The organism is Chitinophaga rhizosphaerae, assembly GCF_003958645.1.
GTDB lineage: Bacteria > Bacteroidota > Bacteroidia > Chitinophagales > Chitinophagaceae > Chitinophaga > Chitinophaga rhizosphaerae.
The window spans coordinates 57,633-71,985 of record NZ_RXLO01000001.1; the positions used below are offsets into that span (position 1 = coordinate 57,633).

The following is a 14,353-nucleotide window of genomic DNA, read 5'->3' on the forward strand; positions in this document are numbered from 1 at the left end:
TTATTTGGGCTATTAAATAGACAGACCATTCTGTATAACTATATGAAAAGACGCACACTCATCAAACAAATCGCGGCCCTGTCCATTTCGCTGACGGGCGCAACAGCCGCCCAGGCGATCGTGCCCTCGGGCGCGGAAGAACCGGAAACACCTGCGTACGGAAAGGCGGAAGAGATCGCTCCAGGCGTTTTTTTCCTCAAAGGGAAAACCCGCTATTTCGAAGACGGCAATTACCAGGAAGTGGAATGCAACAACGGCTGGATCATCTTCGATGACTTCGTACTGCTGGTAGACGCCAATTTCCCCGGTTCAGGGCCGGCCATCCTCCGCGAAATACGCAGCACCACCAACAAGCCCATCCGATTTGTGTTCAATACCCATCACCACAGCGATCACCTCTACGGCAACAGCTTCTGGATGAAAGAAGGTGCCACGCCGCTGGCGCATGTGGGCGTGATGGAAGAAATCCGCAAGTACGAAACAGGTTGCTTCGGCGGGGCACCCGGCCGCTGGGAACAGGCGCAGAAACGGCGGACCGACCTCGCCGCCTGGCCGCTCCTTCCGCCTGTATTGACCTTTAGCGATACCATGGTCATAGAAGACAAGCACCGTCGCGCAGAACTGATACACCCCGGTGCGGGGCATACCCGTGGCGACGGCATCGTCTGGCTGCCGAAGGAGCAGGTGCTTTTCGCGGGAGACGCCTGCCTGAACGGGCCCTACAACCTCTTCCGTGATGCGGAGGTTTCGTCGTGGACCGGATCGTTGGAACGCATGGCTGCTTTGCAACCGAAGATCGTAGTGACGGGGCATGGCAACCTCGGCGACGGCAATACGCCACGCAACCAGCAACACTATTTTCAACTGCTGCTGGATTGGGTGAAAACAGCCAAATTAAATGGGAATACTTTCGAGGGCGTCCGGTCACAGTTGCCGGTGCTGCGCCAGCGTATCGCTGCCGATCCCGCGGCGGCGGTTTACCTCATTGCCGAACCGGAAATCGCTTCGGGTTTTTCACTCGAAAGTCATATCAAAAGGATTTTTGAAACCTTATAAAACAGTTAAAAATGGAAAAAAGATTCCCCGTGCCGCCGTTCACCGCAGAAACGGCCCGTCAAAAAGTTCAGGCGGCGGAAGATGCCTGGAACACCCGCAATCCGGAAAAGGTAAGTTTGGCTTATTCGCCCGACACCGAATGGCGGAACCGAGATGTTTTCCTCAAGGGGCGTGAAGCCGCACGGCAGTTTCTTGCCGCCAAATGGGAAAAGGAGCTGGATTATAAGCTGCGCAAGGAGCTGTGGTCTTTCACCGACAACCGCATCGCCGTCAGGTTCGAATATGAATGGCATGACGCTGCGGGCCAGTGGTACCGTTCCTATGGCAACGAAATGTGGGAATTCGATGCAGACGGCTATATGGAACGGCGCTACGCCAGTATCAACGATGCCCCGATCGACCCGTCGGAACGGCGGCTGTAGCCCCGAAATCTGACACGCATCCCACAATCCGGGCATTTCATTCATCCGCCGATTGCGTAACTTTACAGCATGAGCGATACACGTAAAACACTCCCGCCAAAAGGCTCTTTCGACAGCCAGATCGTGGAACTGTTCGAGGAAAAACAGCCTGCATCGGTATTGTATGAAGATAATGGGGTAACCCGCGCCAACGGCCTCATCGCCGCGATATTCGAAAAGGAAGGAGAAAAGTGGTTCCGGCTGATGGATGCCACGGAAATCCGCATCGGCTCCCTTATCGCCGTCAACGGTACTTTCGCGTCGGATTATTCGGAATGTTGATCCGCCGTACCCGGATAAAATTGCAACAAAAAGTAAAGGCCATCCATCGGGTGGCCTTATTCATTTTATTTCCAGTGGACCTTGAAGTTCACTATGAACGGCACCTTCTTACCATGACAACGGCCGGGCACCATATAACCTAAACTCCATTGCCTTTCCGTTGTTTATTGCGGATTTTTTGAAGGACGAAGCCGGGGGACGTTTTCAACCGGTATACGGTCTTCATCGAAGATTATTTGTACCGTTACCCCGATCCCGAACGCTTACAATGGCATACACGGAAAATTTAGAAAACCATGCGAGACAGAAAGGCCTCCATAACACCCGGATCCTTTTTCGCATCATTATTTTATCCACACCACTATAATTATCCGGAAAATTGGGTTAAGTTAAAGTACATCAAATGTAACCCGATGAAGAAAATCCTGACCCTTTCCCTGGCACTGGTGTGCCTTTCCCTCAGCACAATTTCGTTTGCCCCCGCCAAAGCCACTCCGGTGGCCCGAAAAGTAGCCATGCTCGACTTTCCGCGCGGTATCGAGTGGCAGATCAATTATTCGAGCGGCCTGCCCATGGTGGCGCTCGTATGGCCGGCTTTCAGCCAGCCGGGCCTGGGGCCGGTGTCTTTCACCTTCATGGGCGACACGCAGTACATCAATCCCACCACCACAACGTCCATTTACTGGGCGGGAACGCAGTACACGCTGCAGCCCAACGTGATCTACACGATGAACATCGGCGGGGTGATCTATTCCTTCAAACTGGGGACTTCAGGTTCTGGATGGTGCGTCATTACCGGGCATACCTGATCCTGACGACGGAAGAATTTCGCAATCCCCTGGCCATGCCGGGGGATTTTTTTACGGGTCAGTCGGACTGTTTCTTCGCGAATTTCATGAACAGTTGCGCCAGTTTATGTTGCTGGCCTTGCGGGTGGATGAAGTGATATTTGCGGATAAGCTTGAACTGTTTGACGGGCAGCATGCGGAGCGTTCCGTTTTCCAGCTCGTTCTGCACGGCGCGGAGGGAGAGGAATGCGGCGCAGGGGGCTTCCCGGAGGTACGATTTGATCCCTTCCGAGCTGCCCATGTGCATGAGGATGTTGAGATCGGTCAGCTTCAGTTCCAGTTTCTTGAGCTCGTTGACGATCACTTCCAGCGTACCGGAGCCATGCTCACGCACGAGCAGGGGGATTTTGCGGAGCTCTTCCGTAGTGAGGGGGCCTTTTCCCGGCGCTTTGAATTTTGCGTTACAAATAAGGGCGATCTCGTCTTTGGCAAGCTCGGTGTATTTGAGTTGCGGGTTGCGGGAATGCCCTTCGATGATACCCACTTCGATTTCCTTGTGCAGCAGCGCATGTTCGATCTGTTCGGTATTGCCGTTGATCAGGGAAGTGCGGATGGCAGGATGCTCCTGGTTGAAGCGCGCCAGCACGCCGGGCAGGTAATACTGGGCGATGGTGGAACTGGCGCCGATATTGAGCAGGCCGCCCTGGTCCTGCTTCAGCTGGTGGAGGTCGTATTCCATATTGCCGTACAGCAAAAAGATCTGGCTGGCGTACTGTAGCAGCAGTTTTCCGCCGGGCGTGAGCCGGATGCGGTTGCCGATCCTCTCGAACAAAGCAATGCCGAGTTGCTCCTCCAGGCCATGGATATGCTTGGTCACGGCCGGTTGGGAAATGAACAGTTCTTCCGCCGCTTTGGTGAAACTGAGCCTTTTGGCGACGGTATGGAATACTTTTAACCTGAAATCGAACATGCGGTAAAAATACGATTTGCGGGGCAGGAAAAACAGGGATTGCGGGAGGGATGGGAGAATTAGCGGGATTGATGCGCCGAAACGGCGGTGGCGGGCTGGCCGGAAGGGGCGGTTTGACCGATGATTCCCGTATTGAGCAGGAAGAGCATTACCAGGAGGAAAGTACCTGCCATTAGCAAGTAGCTGGTGTATTTGCAGCGTAGGAACGCGGGATCGGTAAGCGGTTGCATATATTTTGATTTGCCCTTCAAAAGTACTGCTTGCCGCAACTGCAGGCAAATCACCAATATTGATGACGCATAACTTTAAGTTATGATAATTTAACTTACGATAACTGGAAGGAATGTCCTTTCTCTGGGGCGCATTTCGGCAGCTAAAAATGTCGTTCCAAAGGTCAAAATTGCCGGTTTGTTAACGAGGCGGCCGGGTTGAGCGGGAATATCGCTTTCTTTGTACCTTCGGGTAATTGATTATAATTGTTCAACTCCCAAAAAAATCTTCAACAATGAAAGCATTACGTATGGTAATGTGCATGGCAGGCGCCCTCATGCTGGCGGCCACCGCTCATGCGCAGCGCATCCGCGTGACGGAAGGCAGCCTGGATGTCCTCAAAAACGAAAAAGAAATTAACATCGAGTTTACGTACGACAACATGAAAGTCGGCAAATTCGACAAGGAAGCCGATTACGTGGCCAGCCGGGTCAAAGACCTGAACAAGAAAGAGCCCGGCAGGGGAGACACCTGGGCCAAAGCCTGGGTAGACGACCGCAAGGCGCGCTTCGAGCCAAAATTCGAAGAGCTTTTCACACAGGTGACCGACCTCAAGTTCGCCAACAAAGCGAAGTACACCCTCATCTTCAATACCTCGTTCACCGAGCCCGGCTTCAACGTTGGCGTGATGCGCAAAAACGCTTACATCAGCGGCGAATTCACCCTCATGGAATCCGGAAAGGTGGTTGCGAAAGGCACGCTCGAAAAATCGCCCGGCAGAACGTTTTGGGACAATGATTTCGACACCGGCGAACGCATTTCGGAAGCGTATGAGATGGCTGGAAAGGCCCTCGGCCGCTACATCCGCTAGTTTTTCCAATGGTTTAGCGCCCAAAAACGATCCCCCGCCGGAATACCCAGCGGGGGATCGTTCTTTATTGTCCGGGCAAGCTATACTTCCATCGCGTCGTATACGATCACCTTATCCCACAGGTGGCTGCATTTCTTGATGAATTCCTGGTGGATGGGGTGGACCTGGTAAGCGGCTTCGCCTTCCACGTTGTCGAAAAACATCAGTTCGGATACGCCCCAGGTAGTGTCTACCACGCCGCGCGCTTCGGTATTGGCCACGATGCCCACGCGGAGGTCGCGCACGGTGGGGATTTTAGCGAGCGTTTTCAGCCCGGCGATCAGCGCGTCGCGGTCTTCTTTCGATCCCGGGTTTTTCAGCCAGAAGAATACATGGTGGCACATGGGATATTTTTTGGCAGCGGTTTGTCCCGGCATGGCGGCTGCCGCAGTTCCGGCACAAATAGCCGCCGCGGTGCCCAGGAATTTGCGCCTGTTCGTTTTGCTCATGGGTTTCTCTTTTGGTTTTAGTTGATGATCCGCTTAAAATACGCAACATTCCCCATTTCCGGAAGCCTCCGTGGTGAAATAGGCGTTACTGCCTACGGAAAATGAGCATTGGCACGGATTGGCCGTCGATGGCCGCCGACATAGCTTTGCATTTCAATCAAGCCGGAAATTGTATGCTTACCCCCAATCACAAACTCCTACTACGGTGGGCCCTTGTCCCCGCCATGCTCATCATCGCCGTGGCCTGCGGCAAAAAAGACGACGGAAAGCCCGACGACGGCCCAAACCTCCCCCAATCCAGTGTACCCGCTGAAATGATCGGGCAATACTGGCACGCGGGGTCGTTCTCCATGACCCAATTCTCCAACTACGACGGCAGCTACGCCGGTCAGGCCTTCGAAATCTCGACGGGCTACAAGTTTGCTGCCGATGGCACCGCGGAGCAATATTTCTACTGGACCAAAACCACCACCTATTGCCGCGAACAGGTGCTCGGCTACCGGAAAGGCACGGCGGTGTTCGATGCGGAGAAAAAGACCTTCCGGTTCTATGCCGCTTCGGGCTATTACCGCCGTTATAATTCCTGCGGCGGCAGCCAGTCGCCCGGCTACGGCCAGCGCGTCAACTACGGGCCGGAAGACCTTCATCCCAAATACGTAGACGAGATGAAGAACTGGCAATTGGTGACGGAAAACGGTAAACGCATCTGGAGGATCCCGTATAGTGATGGCTCGGTAAACGACTTCACGAGGGCGGAAGAGCCCCGTTAACGGGGTGTTGTTACATGGCGCCCGCGCTGCCCGGAGGGAACCCCGGGGCGCGGGTATTTTTTATGTACAAACGGAATCATTCGTATATTGCCGGCCAATTTAAAACCTTAACCCACATGAGAAAAATCCCTTACCTGTTGATCGGTCTTTGCCTGCTGATAACATTGACTTCACGCGCACAAGTCAATTTTCAGGATCCGATTTACCGTTATATAAATGATGGAACCCCGGTGAATGGAGTAAAGATCATTACGAACCTCGATTTTCAGGACGGTTCTCAAATGCCCACCCTTATTTTTGAAGGATATTGTTATGGGAAAGTCGCCCCGGTCGGAATTATCCTGAACTGGTATATCTATGGTGGCGCATTTTATAGTTATAAAGCTACTTCCTTCGGAAGTTACACGCCGGTTATCAAGCTAGGGAATGAAAACGGCAAGGTAGTTATATACTTTGAGAACAAGGATTACCACCTACGTTTCAACATACGGGCATTTGCGGGTGGAACGAAGTCGAAGGAAATGTTGGCTTCCTTTCAGGGCTGGTCCGCCGCAGACGGTACAGCTGCCGGTGCCACAAACGTAGTAACGGTTCCATATCAAAATTCATTTGGCGGGAAAGTGATGATCGCTGCCCCTTCAACCGGAACGTCGGCACCTGCGCCTGCGGCACCGTTGCATGTTACCAATGCAGTTATGACGGGGAGCGATGGTATTTCCGCAATTCTGGGCAACAACCACCGCCATTTCACCGCTTTTGGCAGCATTAACGGTGGCCGGATCCGTGGGGCCGATGAAGGTTATCTTGTGGTTGAGTCCAATCCCAACGGAGCAAACAAAACACTGTATCTCAATCATGAAAGTCCCGGCAACGTGTTGATCGCCCGGGGCGGCGGGAATGTAGCCATTGGGTACGATGCCTCCAATCCGTCTACTAATCCGCAATACAAACTACAGGTCCTCGGTACCATCGGCGCCAGAAAGGTAAAAGTGACGCAGGAAACCTGGGCTGACGATGCCCTTCGTCCCGGCTATCACCTTCCTTCGTTACCGGAACTGGCGGCTTTCATCCGGCAAAACGGACATCTGCCGGGTATTCCGTCCGAAAAAGAAGTGAAGTCGGAAGGGATCGATGTAGGGGATATGGATAGCCGGTTATTACGGAAGATCGAAGAGCTTACGCTGTATATTATTAAACAGGACGAAGCGAACGCCGCCATGCGAAAATCGCTGGAAGAAATGCAGGAAAAGTTGAAAAAGCTGGAAAAAGCTGTGGACAGGTAGAAAAAAAGGCGAATCAACCCCGGAAAATAGGGATTCGTTGTTTACCAGGATAGACTTACTTCGCCCGGAAGCCGAAGCGCCACCAGCATTTGGCGGCTTTGGCTTCTGTTGTCGCCTCCGCGCCGGTTTTACGTATATACCGCCGGCCGTCTATCCTTCTTTTGCCAATTACCCTTTAATCCGGTTTTATGCTTTTAGAAAATCTTTCCCCCGAGACCTTCGCCATGAAACTTTCCGACCCTGCGGCGAAACGCAAGCTTTCCTACCTCAACGATCTGCTGGCCAACAGCGAATACCTGCTGATCCAGTTCATGAAACAGCAAAACGTCTGGCAGGGGCCGTTTCCGCCGCCGCCGTCCGGGTTTCCCGGCAGCAGCCAGACGATCGAGCTGGGAACGGTTTTGTATCTTTTCAACAATCCCGCCCAGATCGCCGACCCCGACATCCGTAAGTACGCCCAGTACGCCAAAGGCGCCCTTGGCCTGCCGGATTCGCTGCTCACCACCGTTAACTATAACTGGATCGTTTCGCACGTGCTCGTGTACGACGATGGCAGCATTATTTCGGGCGGAAAATACGAAACCTACGATCAGGGCTGGTTTGCCGCATTCCTGAACATGGTCATCACCGACCTGGAAGACGCCTGGTTCGGTTTCCGGTCGGGATCGCCCAATCCCATTCCCCTCAAGCCCCGCGCCGGCAGTAACGAGGTGCTGATAGCCCTGGTAGGCGATTGGGGGACGGGCGACAATACCGCTGCGGCCGTGATGAACCAATTGGTAGGGCAGGTGCCCAGGTACATCGTGCATGTGGGCGATGTGTATTACTCCGGAACGCCGGCAACAGGTTCGATGGCAGGAACTTATTTCCACCCCGGCGAAGAGAAAAACAACCTGGTGGCGGTCTGGCCGAAGACGAACGACCCGTCCAACTATTCCTTTACCCTCAATTCCAACCACGAAATGTATACCGGGGCCAATGGCCTTTACGGGGATGCGCTCACGTCCACTACGCCTTTCCATGCGCAACAGGGGCTTACTTATTTCGCGCTGGGTTTGGGTGGATGGACGATCCTCGGGCTGGATTCCGCCTATTTCGGGACGAGTACCGACGCGTTCATGTCTGGCTACATCGGTGGCGATATTTTTAACCGCGACCAGATCAACTGGATTTCCGGCCTCAACCTGGACCCTTCAAAAACCATTGTGCTGACGCACCATACCGGGTTTGAATGGGACGGGTCGGGGTTCATGGCGTTGTGGGACCAAGTGTCCGGTGCACTGGGCGGCGATCCGTACGCCTGGTATTGGGGGCATGTACATAACGGGATCGTGTATAATTCGCCGGTTACGATGAATGGGACCAATGGCTTACCGCAAACAACCAAAACCTTCGCCCGCTGCCTCGGGCATGGCGCGTTGCCATATGGCGAAGCGACGGTGCTGAACGGCAATCCCGCCGTGAAATGGATGGAGAAGGGGCCGGGACTCTTGCCCAATGGCTTCGGGACGCTGCGTTTCCGGCTGAATGGCAATGGCATGGTGGATTCCATCCAGGAGCAGTTTTACCATATCGGCTCTTCGGCGCCGGTGTATTCGGGTTTACTTTTCTAGTCGGGGGGATCGCCTGTTGTCGGGATTTACCCTTCTTTTTGTCGTTTTCACACGCGTAAGGTGAAAGTTCTGCGTCGTAAGTTTGTATCGTCAATCACACACAAACGAAAACAAAAAACATTCACCATTTAACGACTATTTTATGGAAGCGACAAAACAAGCGATCACGATCAGCAGCACGATTCAACAACCCGCAGCCAAGGTTTGGGAATTCTGGAACGCCCCGGAGCATATCACGCAATGGTGCGCCGCGTCTGACGACTGGCATGCGCCCAAAGCCAGCAGCGATTTGCGTCCCGGCGGGGCCTTCAGTACCACGATGGCAGCGAAAGACGGTTCTTTCAGTTTCGATTTCGGAGGGATTTTCGATGTGGTGGAACCGCATTCCCGGATCGAATATACCCTGGGAGACGGCCGCAAAGTGAAGATCAAATTCACCGAAGCCAATGGCCAGACGGAAGTGGTGGAAACTTTCGATCCGGAAGATACCAACCCTGAAGACATGCAGCGTGCAGGTTGGCAGGCGATCCTGGACAATTTCAAGAAGTACGCCGAATCCAAATAACGTACCAATGGCCCTCTACGCCACCCGCAAGGGTTTCAACGCGATGAGGGCCATTTCTTTTTCCTTGCCCCTCAGTTTGATAGACCCCAACGTCATCGTCGCAAAAGTACCGCTCAGGTGCAGTTCCGACACAAGGTCCGCGGATGCGATCACCTCTTCGTTAAATTGTTTGCACATGCCCTGGATGCGCGATGTGGTATTGAGCACGTCGCCGGAATAGGTGATGTCCCGCTTGATGATGCCCACTTCCCCCGCCACTACCGGTCCGCAATGAATGCCCGCTTTGAATTCGGGGAATACGCCGTAGCGTTCCAGGTACTTTTCCTGCAGCGAGCGGATGCGGTTTTTAATGTCGAAGAAACACTGTACGCAATTGGCTTCGGCGAATCCTTCGCGGTACCGCCAGGCGATGATGACCTCATCGCCCACATACTGGTAAATTTCTCCGCGGTTTTCGAGGATGGGATTGGTGATGTCGGTGAAGAAATCTTTCAGGAAAGCGTGGTAGCGTTTGTCGCCCAGGGTTTCTGCGATGGTGGTGGATGCGTTGATATCGAGGAACATGAAGATGCGTTTTTCTTCCCGGGGTGTGTTGTATTTGCCGCGGAGGATGTCGCGGAAAACGCCGGCGCCGAATTTGGCGTTGATCTGGAGGAACATCTGCGTGATGGCGACCACCAGCGCCCAGATGAGCCCGTTTTTGGCCATGCGCGCCATGTCGGGATGTTCGAGCAGGCGGAGGGCTTGCCCGATGATGAGGATTACGGCCACGAAGGAAACGGTTACGGTAGCGATCGTGTATCCGTAGGATTTATCGCGGAAGCGTTCGTTGACGAAAAACACGAGCAGGCTCCCGCCGAGCAGGGCGCCCATCAATCCGGCCGCGATATTGACGATGATGGAACGCCGGAGGGAATATTCAGCCGACAAGCCCGCCGATCCGCTGGTTTGCAAAACAAGATGATCGTACAGCGCGATCAGCAGGCCGATGAGCGACCAAATGACCATGATCTGCAACAGCTGGCGCCATTTCACACGCGTCCTGGGATTCATAAGGAATGGTTTTACCGTAATTTATCGCATTTCAACTTTCCGTGCAATTGCAAAGTTGGGGGAAAGGCTTATTTTAGCGCCGCAAAGCTCCGGTGGTGTTAACCTAAAGACCCGCCAAACCGGTCGCAACAGATAAAATCAATACTTCATGAAAAGATCCCTAACCATCCTGGCAATAGCCAGCGGCGTGTTTTTAACGAAAATCGCCATCGCCCAAACAAATACTTTTCCCACAAACGCGAATGTCGGCATTGGTACTACTTCGCCTGATCAGCTATTAACTGTAAGTGGTGGGAACATTAAGGTGCAAAACCCGTCAAACTGGCCTTATGGTGTAAATATTAATATGCAGCTCGGACAATCCAGTGCCTGGGCCAGGGAATTCAGTTTTTCTTACGGAGGAGCCGGGAAACTGGCTGTTTTCGGATGCTATGCGCACGATGCTGCGCTGGATTACGCATATATCGGAGGAAACAGCGCCAATAATTCGGTGCATGGCGCACCCTGGATGGTGTTCATGCCTAACGGGAACATTGGTGTCGGAACTACCAATCCAACAGATCTGTTGAACATTCGGCGCGATATACAAGGCGCTACAATGATGCGCGTGCATAACGAAAATTTGGACATGGCATCGCGCGCAGGAATCGTCCTTGCAACAGCAAACGGCGCCTGGAACTGGTCTGCAGTACGTGGTGGCGGTTTTTCACTCAGTTCGCCCACCACACCCGACTTTTTCTGGGCAACCAACACGGGCAATATCGGCATCGGTACGAAAACCCCCGGGTCCAACAAACTCGCTGTAGAAGGTACGATCGGCGCCCGGAAAGTGAAAGTGACCCAGGCGGCCTGGGCGGATTTCGTGTTTGATCCGGGATATGAACTGATGTCGCTCCCCGATCTCGAACGGTTCATCCGCCAGAACCGTCACCTGCCCGATATCCCGAATGCAGAAACCGTGGTTGCGGAAGGGTTGGACCTCGGTGATATCAACAAAAAACTCCTCCAGAAAATCGAAGAGCAATCGCTTTACATTATCGAACTGAACAAAAAATTGGAAGCCCTCAGCCAGCGTCTCGATCAAATGGAAACGCACCAGTCTGGTACTTCGAAGTAATTCAATTCAGGATTTCAAGGATAAGGTCCGTCATGGCGAACCGCGGAACATCGCCTTTTTTGCACAACCGCCCGGGCGCCAGAAAGCTGTAAGCGTAAATGGACAGGGGAGTGGGGGGATTTGGGTAGATAGGAAAAAAAATGGTAATCTTGAAGGATGCAACTGGATTATCTGAAAGGGCTCCGTGGGAACGGGGCGTTGACATATACCGGTCCGGAGCGGCTGGTGCGCATCAGCAGGTTCAGCGCAGACGAGGCGGAAGGGCTTCGGCGTGCGGTGCAGGAGTTGGCGGACGGGGTGCGGGAGCTGCTTTGGCTGGAAGACCTGTCATTTGTTGCCGGTAACGGCTATTCCCTGGTGATGCGTACGGGGGCGGAAGACAAGGGCGTTGTGACCACAGACGAGCGCGTGTTTTGCCTCGAGCTGTCGGGCGGGGCTTACGGCCGGATCGTCCGGGCGATGGAGGCTTTCTGCAGCGAGGGCTCGCAGGGCAGTGTATGGTTGGCGGAGGCGCCCGGCGGGATCGGGTTGGTACTGTCGACCGGTGGTTCGTTTTAATGGCATACGCGTTACGTATTACGGCATTGGCCGCCTGATCACAAGCACGCTTGTGTGTTGCTCCTGGATTCGTTATCGGGAAACGACTTGCTTACGATGAGTTAGGGTTGATATCATCATCCTGTTTTAGCGGTTTTCTCTTCTATCAGCCATTCGAAGTCATCGTTCGTCATTACTTTTTTTCCCATTTTTATTTACTACACTTTTCTTCCTTCCCTTTCTGGTATTGTTCCATCCGTCAATATTTTCGTATCCTTCGCCAACCATTGCTTAACAAGTGTTTAACGGTTGTTGTGGCCCCTTTGGCCGACATTCGATATATCAAAATGCGCTTTTCACCGCCATGGTATGATCATAAAATATTGCAGCCGCAACATTCGGCAAATGCTGATCAACGCCTCCGGAAGTATGCATACATTGACATTTGTACTAGATTAGATCTGGAGCATTTGCCTGCCTGTTTCTACAGGAGGCTTCCATTTCACGGAGCCTGCGCCTGCTTTCGTCATTCATTTTTTCTCATAAGCATTCGATTTTCTATCCGTTTCAGATGTCGCGTATTCCGTACGTCGATTTGATTTATTTTGTTTACTTCCCGTTACCGGGTGGCTCCGGTAATGGGAAGTTGCTGTTTTTTATTGGGTGTATCGCCGATGAAATGGTGTACAAGAGGATACTTCCCTGTTTGGCTTTACAGTACGATAAAGTAACCCTCACCTGAACGCTTCCCGAAACGCATCGTACATGTTACTTTATAAGGTTTTCAGGATATAGCTTACATCTGACTTTTCGATTGTTCACCCGCTTCGGTCCGCGGGTGTCCGCGGCCACATTATCTAATAGTTTGCTTGCTTCATACGGAAACGCTTTTTGAACTACCCATCCGAAGCGAAATATTATCATAATGAACTGAACAACCTCAAAGGGAAGATGCTCACCCTGCAATTGGTGATGGAGTTCAACAACCGGTAGCGATCGAGTTATTGATCCGCGTGTATTCCTCCGTCGGGCGAAATTCCAACCTCAGCAACAGCGATACGACGGAGAAAATAGAATTGTCATCAATAAAAAATATGGGATCAAATACCGGCTACCTCAAAAGCATTTCCCAATGAATACTTTTCGAAGGAAAATCCGAACTGACGAGTTGCGGAATTACGTGAAGTAGCCGGTACAGAAAGTTGCTGTGCAGGAAATTTCAAAGCTACTCTTCCAGCACCCGGCTGATGTTCCGGATGCGCCGCTGCCAGATGGAGCCCAGCCAGGTCATTTGCGCCAGCGCCACCACGCCGGTGGCCGCCAGCAGCCAACCTTTCCAGGCGTTCCATTCCATGCCATAACAGAAGAACACCAGCAAGCTCGCCAACATCCCCACACGGGAAACCACGCTCAATACAGCGAACCGCCGCATCCCCGATACATGTTGCCGTACCATTTCCTGCAAATGATCGCCCTGCAGCGCGCGGCAGCTGTACACCCATCCCGCTACATTATGTACGATCACCCAGGCCACCGCTGCCACCAGTAAGGCATTTGCGCCCCAGGGCCTCCGGTCCCCGTCGAAAAAGTCGTAGTACACAAATAGAAAAACAGCCAGTAATACAATTTCCAGGATCATTTGCCTGCGCATAGCCCTGCGCGCGGGATGTCGATGAATAATACCGCGCAATGCGGCAGGAGAGGTCTTTTCGGCCGGCAGGTCTTGCCAGGCCTTTTTCAATGCTTCTTCCATGTGTCGGGATTAAAGTGTTGCCTGATTTTTTGACGCGCCCGCGACAGGCGGGCTCCGGCATTGCTTTCTGAAATTCCCATGATCCCTGCCATTTCTGCGTAACTCAAACCCTCGAGGTACAACACCATCAACGCCTTTTCCGCAGGCGTCAACACCGCCAGCATCTCCGCCAGCCGGTCTTCATCCTGGGTTTCGGCTACTTCCGGCAACTGCTCCCGGAATTCGACCTTCGGCCGGCGCTCCCGGTATTGCACCAGCGCCGTGCCCAGCGCCACTTTGTACATCCAGGTACCGAAGCTGCTACGGCCTTCGAACTTCGGGCTGGCCCGCCAGAGCTGGTACACCATCTCCTGGAACAGGTCTTCCCGGTCCTGCGGCGTATTGCGGTACAGCCGGCAGATTTTATGCAGGATCGCTTCGTGTTTCGTCAGTTCTTCCAGGAATCTTGATTCGTCCATTTAGCAATGCTTTGAATAGTTAGTTGCGAAAAAGGGGCGAAATCTTACAGGAAGGCAAAAAAAAACCGCGGAATTCCG

Annotated in this window: 17 protein-coding genes; 11 read left to right on the top strand and 6 right to left on the bottom strand. The window is 53.0% G+C overall.

Annotated elements, in window-relative coordinates:
* The first annotated feature begins 42 nt into the window (after positions 1-42).
* The 4 genes from EJ361_RS00235 (at position 43) to EJ361_RS00250 (ending at position 2,608) form a co-directional block, all read left to right on the top strand.
* A complete protein-coding gene (locus EJ361_RS00235; protein ID WP_126243336.1) occupies positions 43-1,056 on the top strand; it encodes an MBL fold metallo-hydrolase in 1,014 nt (337 codons plus the stop codon).
* Between the two features lie 11 nt (positions 1,057-1,067).
* On the top strand, positions 1,068-1,478 hold the full coding sequence (locus EJ361_RS00240; protein WP_126243337.1) for a nuclear transport factor 2 family protein: 411 nt from the start codon (positions 1,068-1,070) through the stop codon (positions 1,476-1,478).
* A 69-nt stretch (positions 1,479-1,547) separates the two neighbouring features.
* A complete protein-coding gene (locus EJ361_RS00245; RefSeq protein WP_126243338.1) occupies positions 1,548-1,799 on the top strand; it encodes a hypothetical protein in 252 nt (83 codons plus the stop codon).
* 413 nt (positions 1,800-2,212) lie between these two features.
* Positions 2,213-2,608, top strand: coding sequence for a hypothetical protein (locus EJ361_RS00250; RefSeq protein ID WP_126243339.1), 396 nt, complete (start codon positions 2,213-2,215; stop codon positions 2,606-2,608).
* A 58-nt stretch (positions 2,609-2,666) separates the two neighbouring features.
* On the opposite strand, the gene EJ361_RS00255 is transcribed toward EJ361_RS00250, so the two are convergent.
* A complete protein-coding gene (locus tag EJ361_RS00255) occupies positions 2,667-3,557 on the bottom strand; it encodes a LysR substrate-binding domain-containing protein (RefSeq protein ID WP_126243340.1) in 891 nt (296 codons plus the stop codon).
* Positions 3,558-3,616: 59 nt separating this feature from the next.
* Positions 3,617-3,787, bottom strand: coding sequence for a hypothetical protein (locus EJ361_RS25485; RefSeq protein WP_164714017.1), 171 nt, complete (start codon positions 3,785-3,787; stop codon positions 3,617-3,619).
* Between the two features lie 275 nt (positions 3,788-4,062).
* On the opposite strand from EJ361_RS25485, the gene EJ361_RS00260 reads away from it, so the two are divergent.
* Entirely contained in the window at positions 4,063-4,638 is a 576-nt protein-coding gene (locus EJ361_RS00260) for a hypothetical protein (RefSeq protein ID WP_240646503.1), read from the top strand.
* An 80-nt stretch (positions 4,639-4,718) separates the two neighbouring features.
* Here EJ361_RS00260 and EJ361_RS00265 read toward each other — a convergent pair whose 3' ends face one another.
* On the bottom strand, positions 4,719-5,126 hold the full coding sequence (locus tag EJ361_RS00265) for a Dabb family protein (RefSeq protein WP_126243341.1): 408 nt from the start codon (positions 5,124-5,126) through the stop codon (positions 4,719-4,721).
* A 173-nt stretch (positions 5,127-5,299) separates the two neighbouring features.
* On the opposite strand from EJ361_RS00265, the gene EJ361_RS00270 reads away from it, so the two are divergent.
* The 4 genes from EJ361_RS00270 (at position 5,300) to EJ361_RS00285 (ending at position 9,357) form a co-directional block, all read left to right on the top strand.
* A complete protein-coding gene (locus EJ361_RS00270) occupies positions 5,300-5,896 on the top strand; it encodes a hypothetical protein (protein ID WP_126243342.1) in 597 nt (198 codons plus the stop codon).
* Positions 5,897-6,012: 116 nt separating this feature from the next.
* Positions 6,013-7,179 carry a hypothetical protein gene (locus EJ361_RS00275; RefSeq protein ID WP_126243343.1) on the top strand — a complete coding sequence of 389 codons (1,167 nt, stop codon included), beginning with the start codon at positions 6,013-6,015 and terminating at the stop codon, positions 7,177-7,179.
* A 188-nt stretch (positions 7,180-7,367) separates the two neighbouring features.
* The gene (locus EJ361_RS00280; RefSeq protein WP_126243344.1) at positions 7,368-8,792 is read left to right on the top strand and encodes a metallophosphoesterase family protein; all 1,425 of its coding nucleotides are present in this window, start codon (positions 7,368-7,370) and stop codon (positions 8,790-8,792) included.
* Positions 8,793-8,934: 142 nt separating this feature from the next.
* Positions 8,935-9,357 (top strand): SRPBCC family protein, encoded by a 423-nt coding sequence (locus tag EJ361_RS00285; protein ID WP_126243345.1) that lies wholly within the window; start codon positions 8,935-8,937, stop codon positions 9,355-9,357.
* Between the two features lie 15 nt (positions 9,358-9,372).
* On the opposite strand, the gene EJ361_RS00290 is transcribed toward EJ361_RS00285, so the two are convergent.
* The gene (locus tag EJ361_RS00290) at positions 9,373-10,410 is read right to left on the bottom strand and encodes an adenylate/guanylate cyclase domain-containing protein (RefSeq protein ID WP_126243346.1); all 1,038 of its coding nucleotides are present in this window, start codon (positions 10,408-10,410) and stop codon (positions 9,373-9,375) included.
* Positions 10,411-10,558: 148 nt separating this feature from the next.
* Here EJ361_RS00290 and EJ361_RS00295 point away from each other — a divergent pair, with 148 nt between their 5' ends.
* Together EJ361_RS00295 and EJ361_RS00300 are read left to right on the top strand one after the other, a co-directional pair.
* Entirely contained in the window at positions 10,559-11,527 is a 969-nt protein-coding gene (locus tag EJ361_RS00295; protein WP_126243347.1) for a hypothetical protein, read from the top strand.
* Positions 11,528-11,683: 156 nt separating this feature from the next.
* Positions 11,684-12,085: a hypothetical protein gene (locus EJ361_RS00300; protein WP_126243348.1), complete on the top strand. Its 402-nt coding sequence runs from the start codon at positions 11,684-11,686 to the stop codon at positions 12,083-12,085.
* Between the two features lie 1,204 nt (positions 12,086-13,289).
* Here the strand turns inward: EJ361_RS00300 and EJ361_RS00305 are convergent.
* On the bottom strand, positions 13,290-13,817 hold the full coding sequence (locus EJ361_RS00305) for a hypothetical protein (protein ID WP_126243349.1): 528 nt from the start codon (positions 13,815-13,817) through the stop codon (positions 13,290-13,292).
* Positions 13,802-14,275, bottom strand: a complete 474-nt coding sequence (locus EJ361_RS00310) for an RNA polymerase sigma factor (protein ID WP_126243350.1) — start codon at positions 14,273-14,275, stop codon at positions 13,802-13,804. The genes EJ361_RS00305 and EJ361_RS00310 overlap by 16 nt, the downstream gene beginning before the upstream one ends.
* Positions 14,276-14,353: the final 78 nt, after the last annotated feature.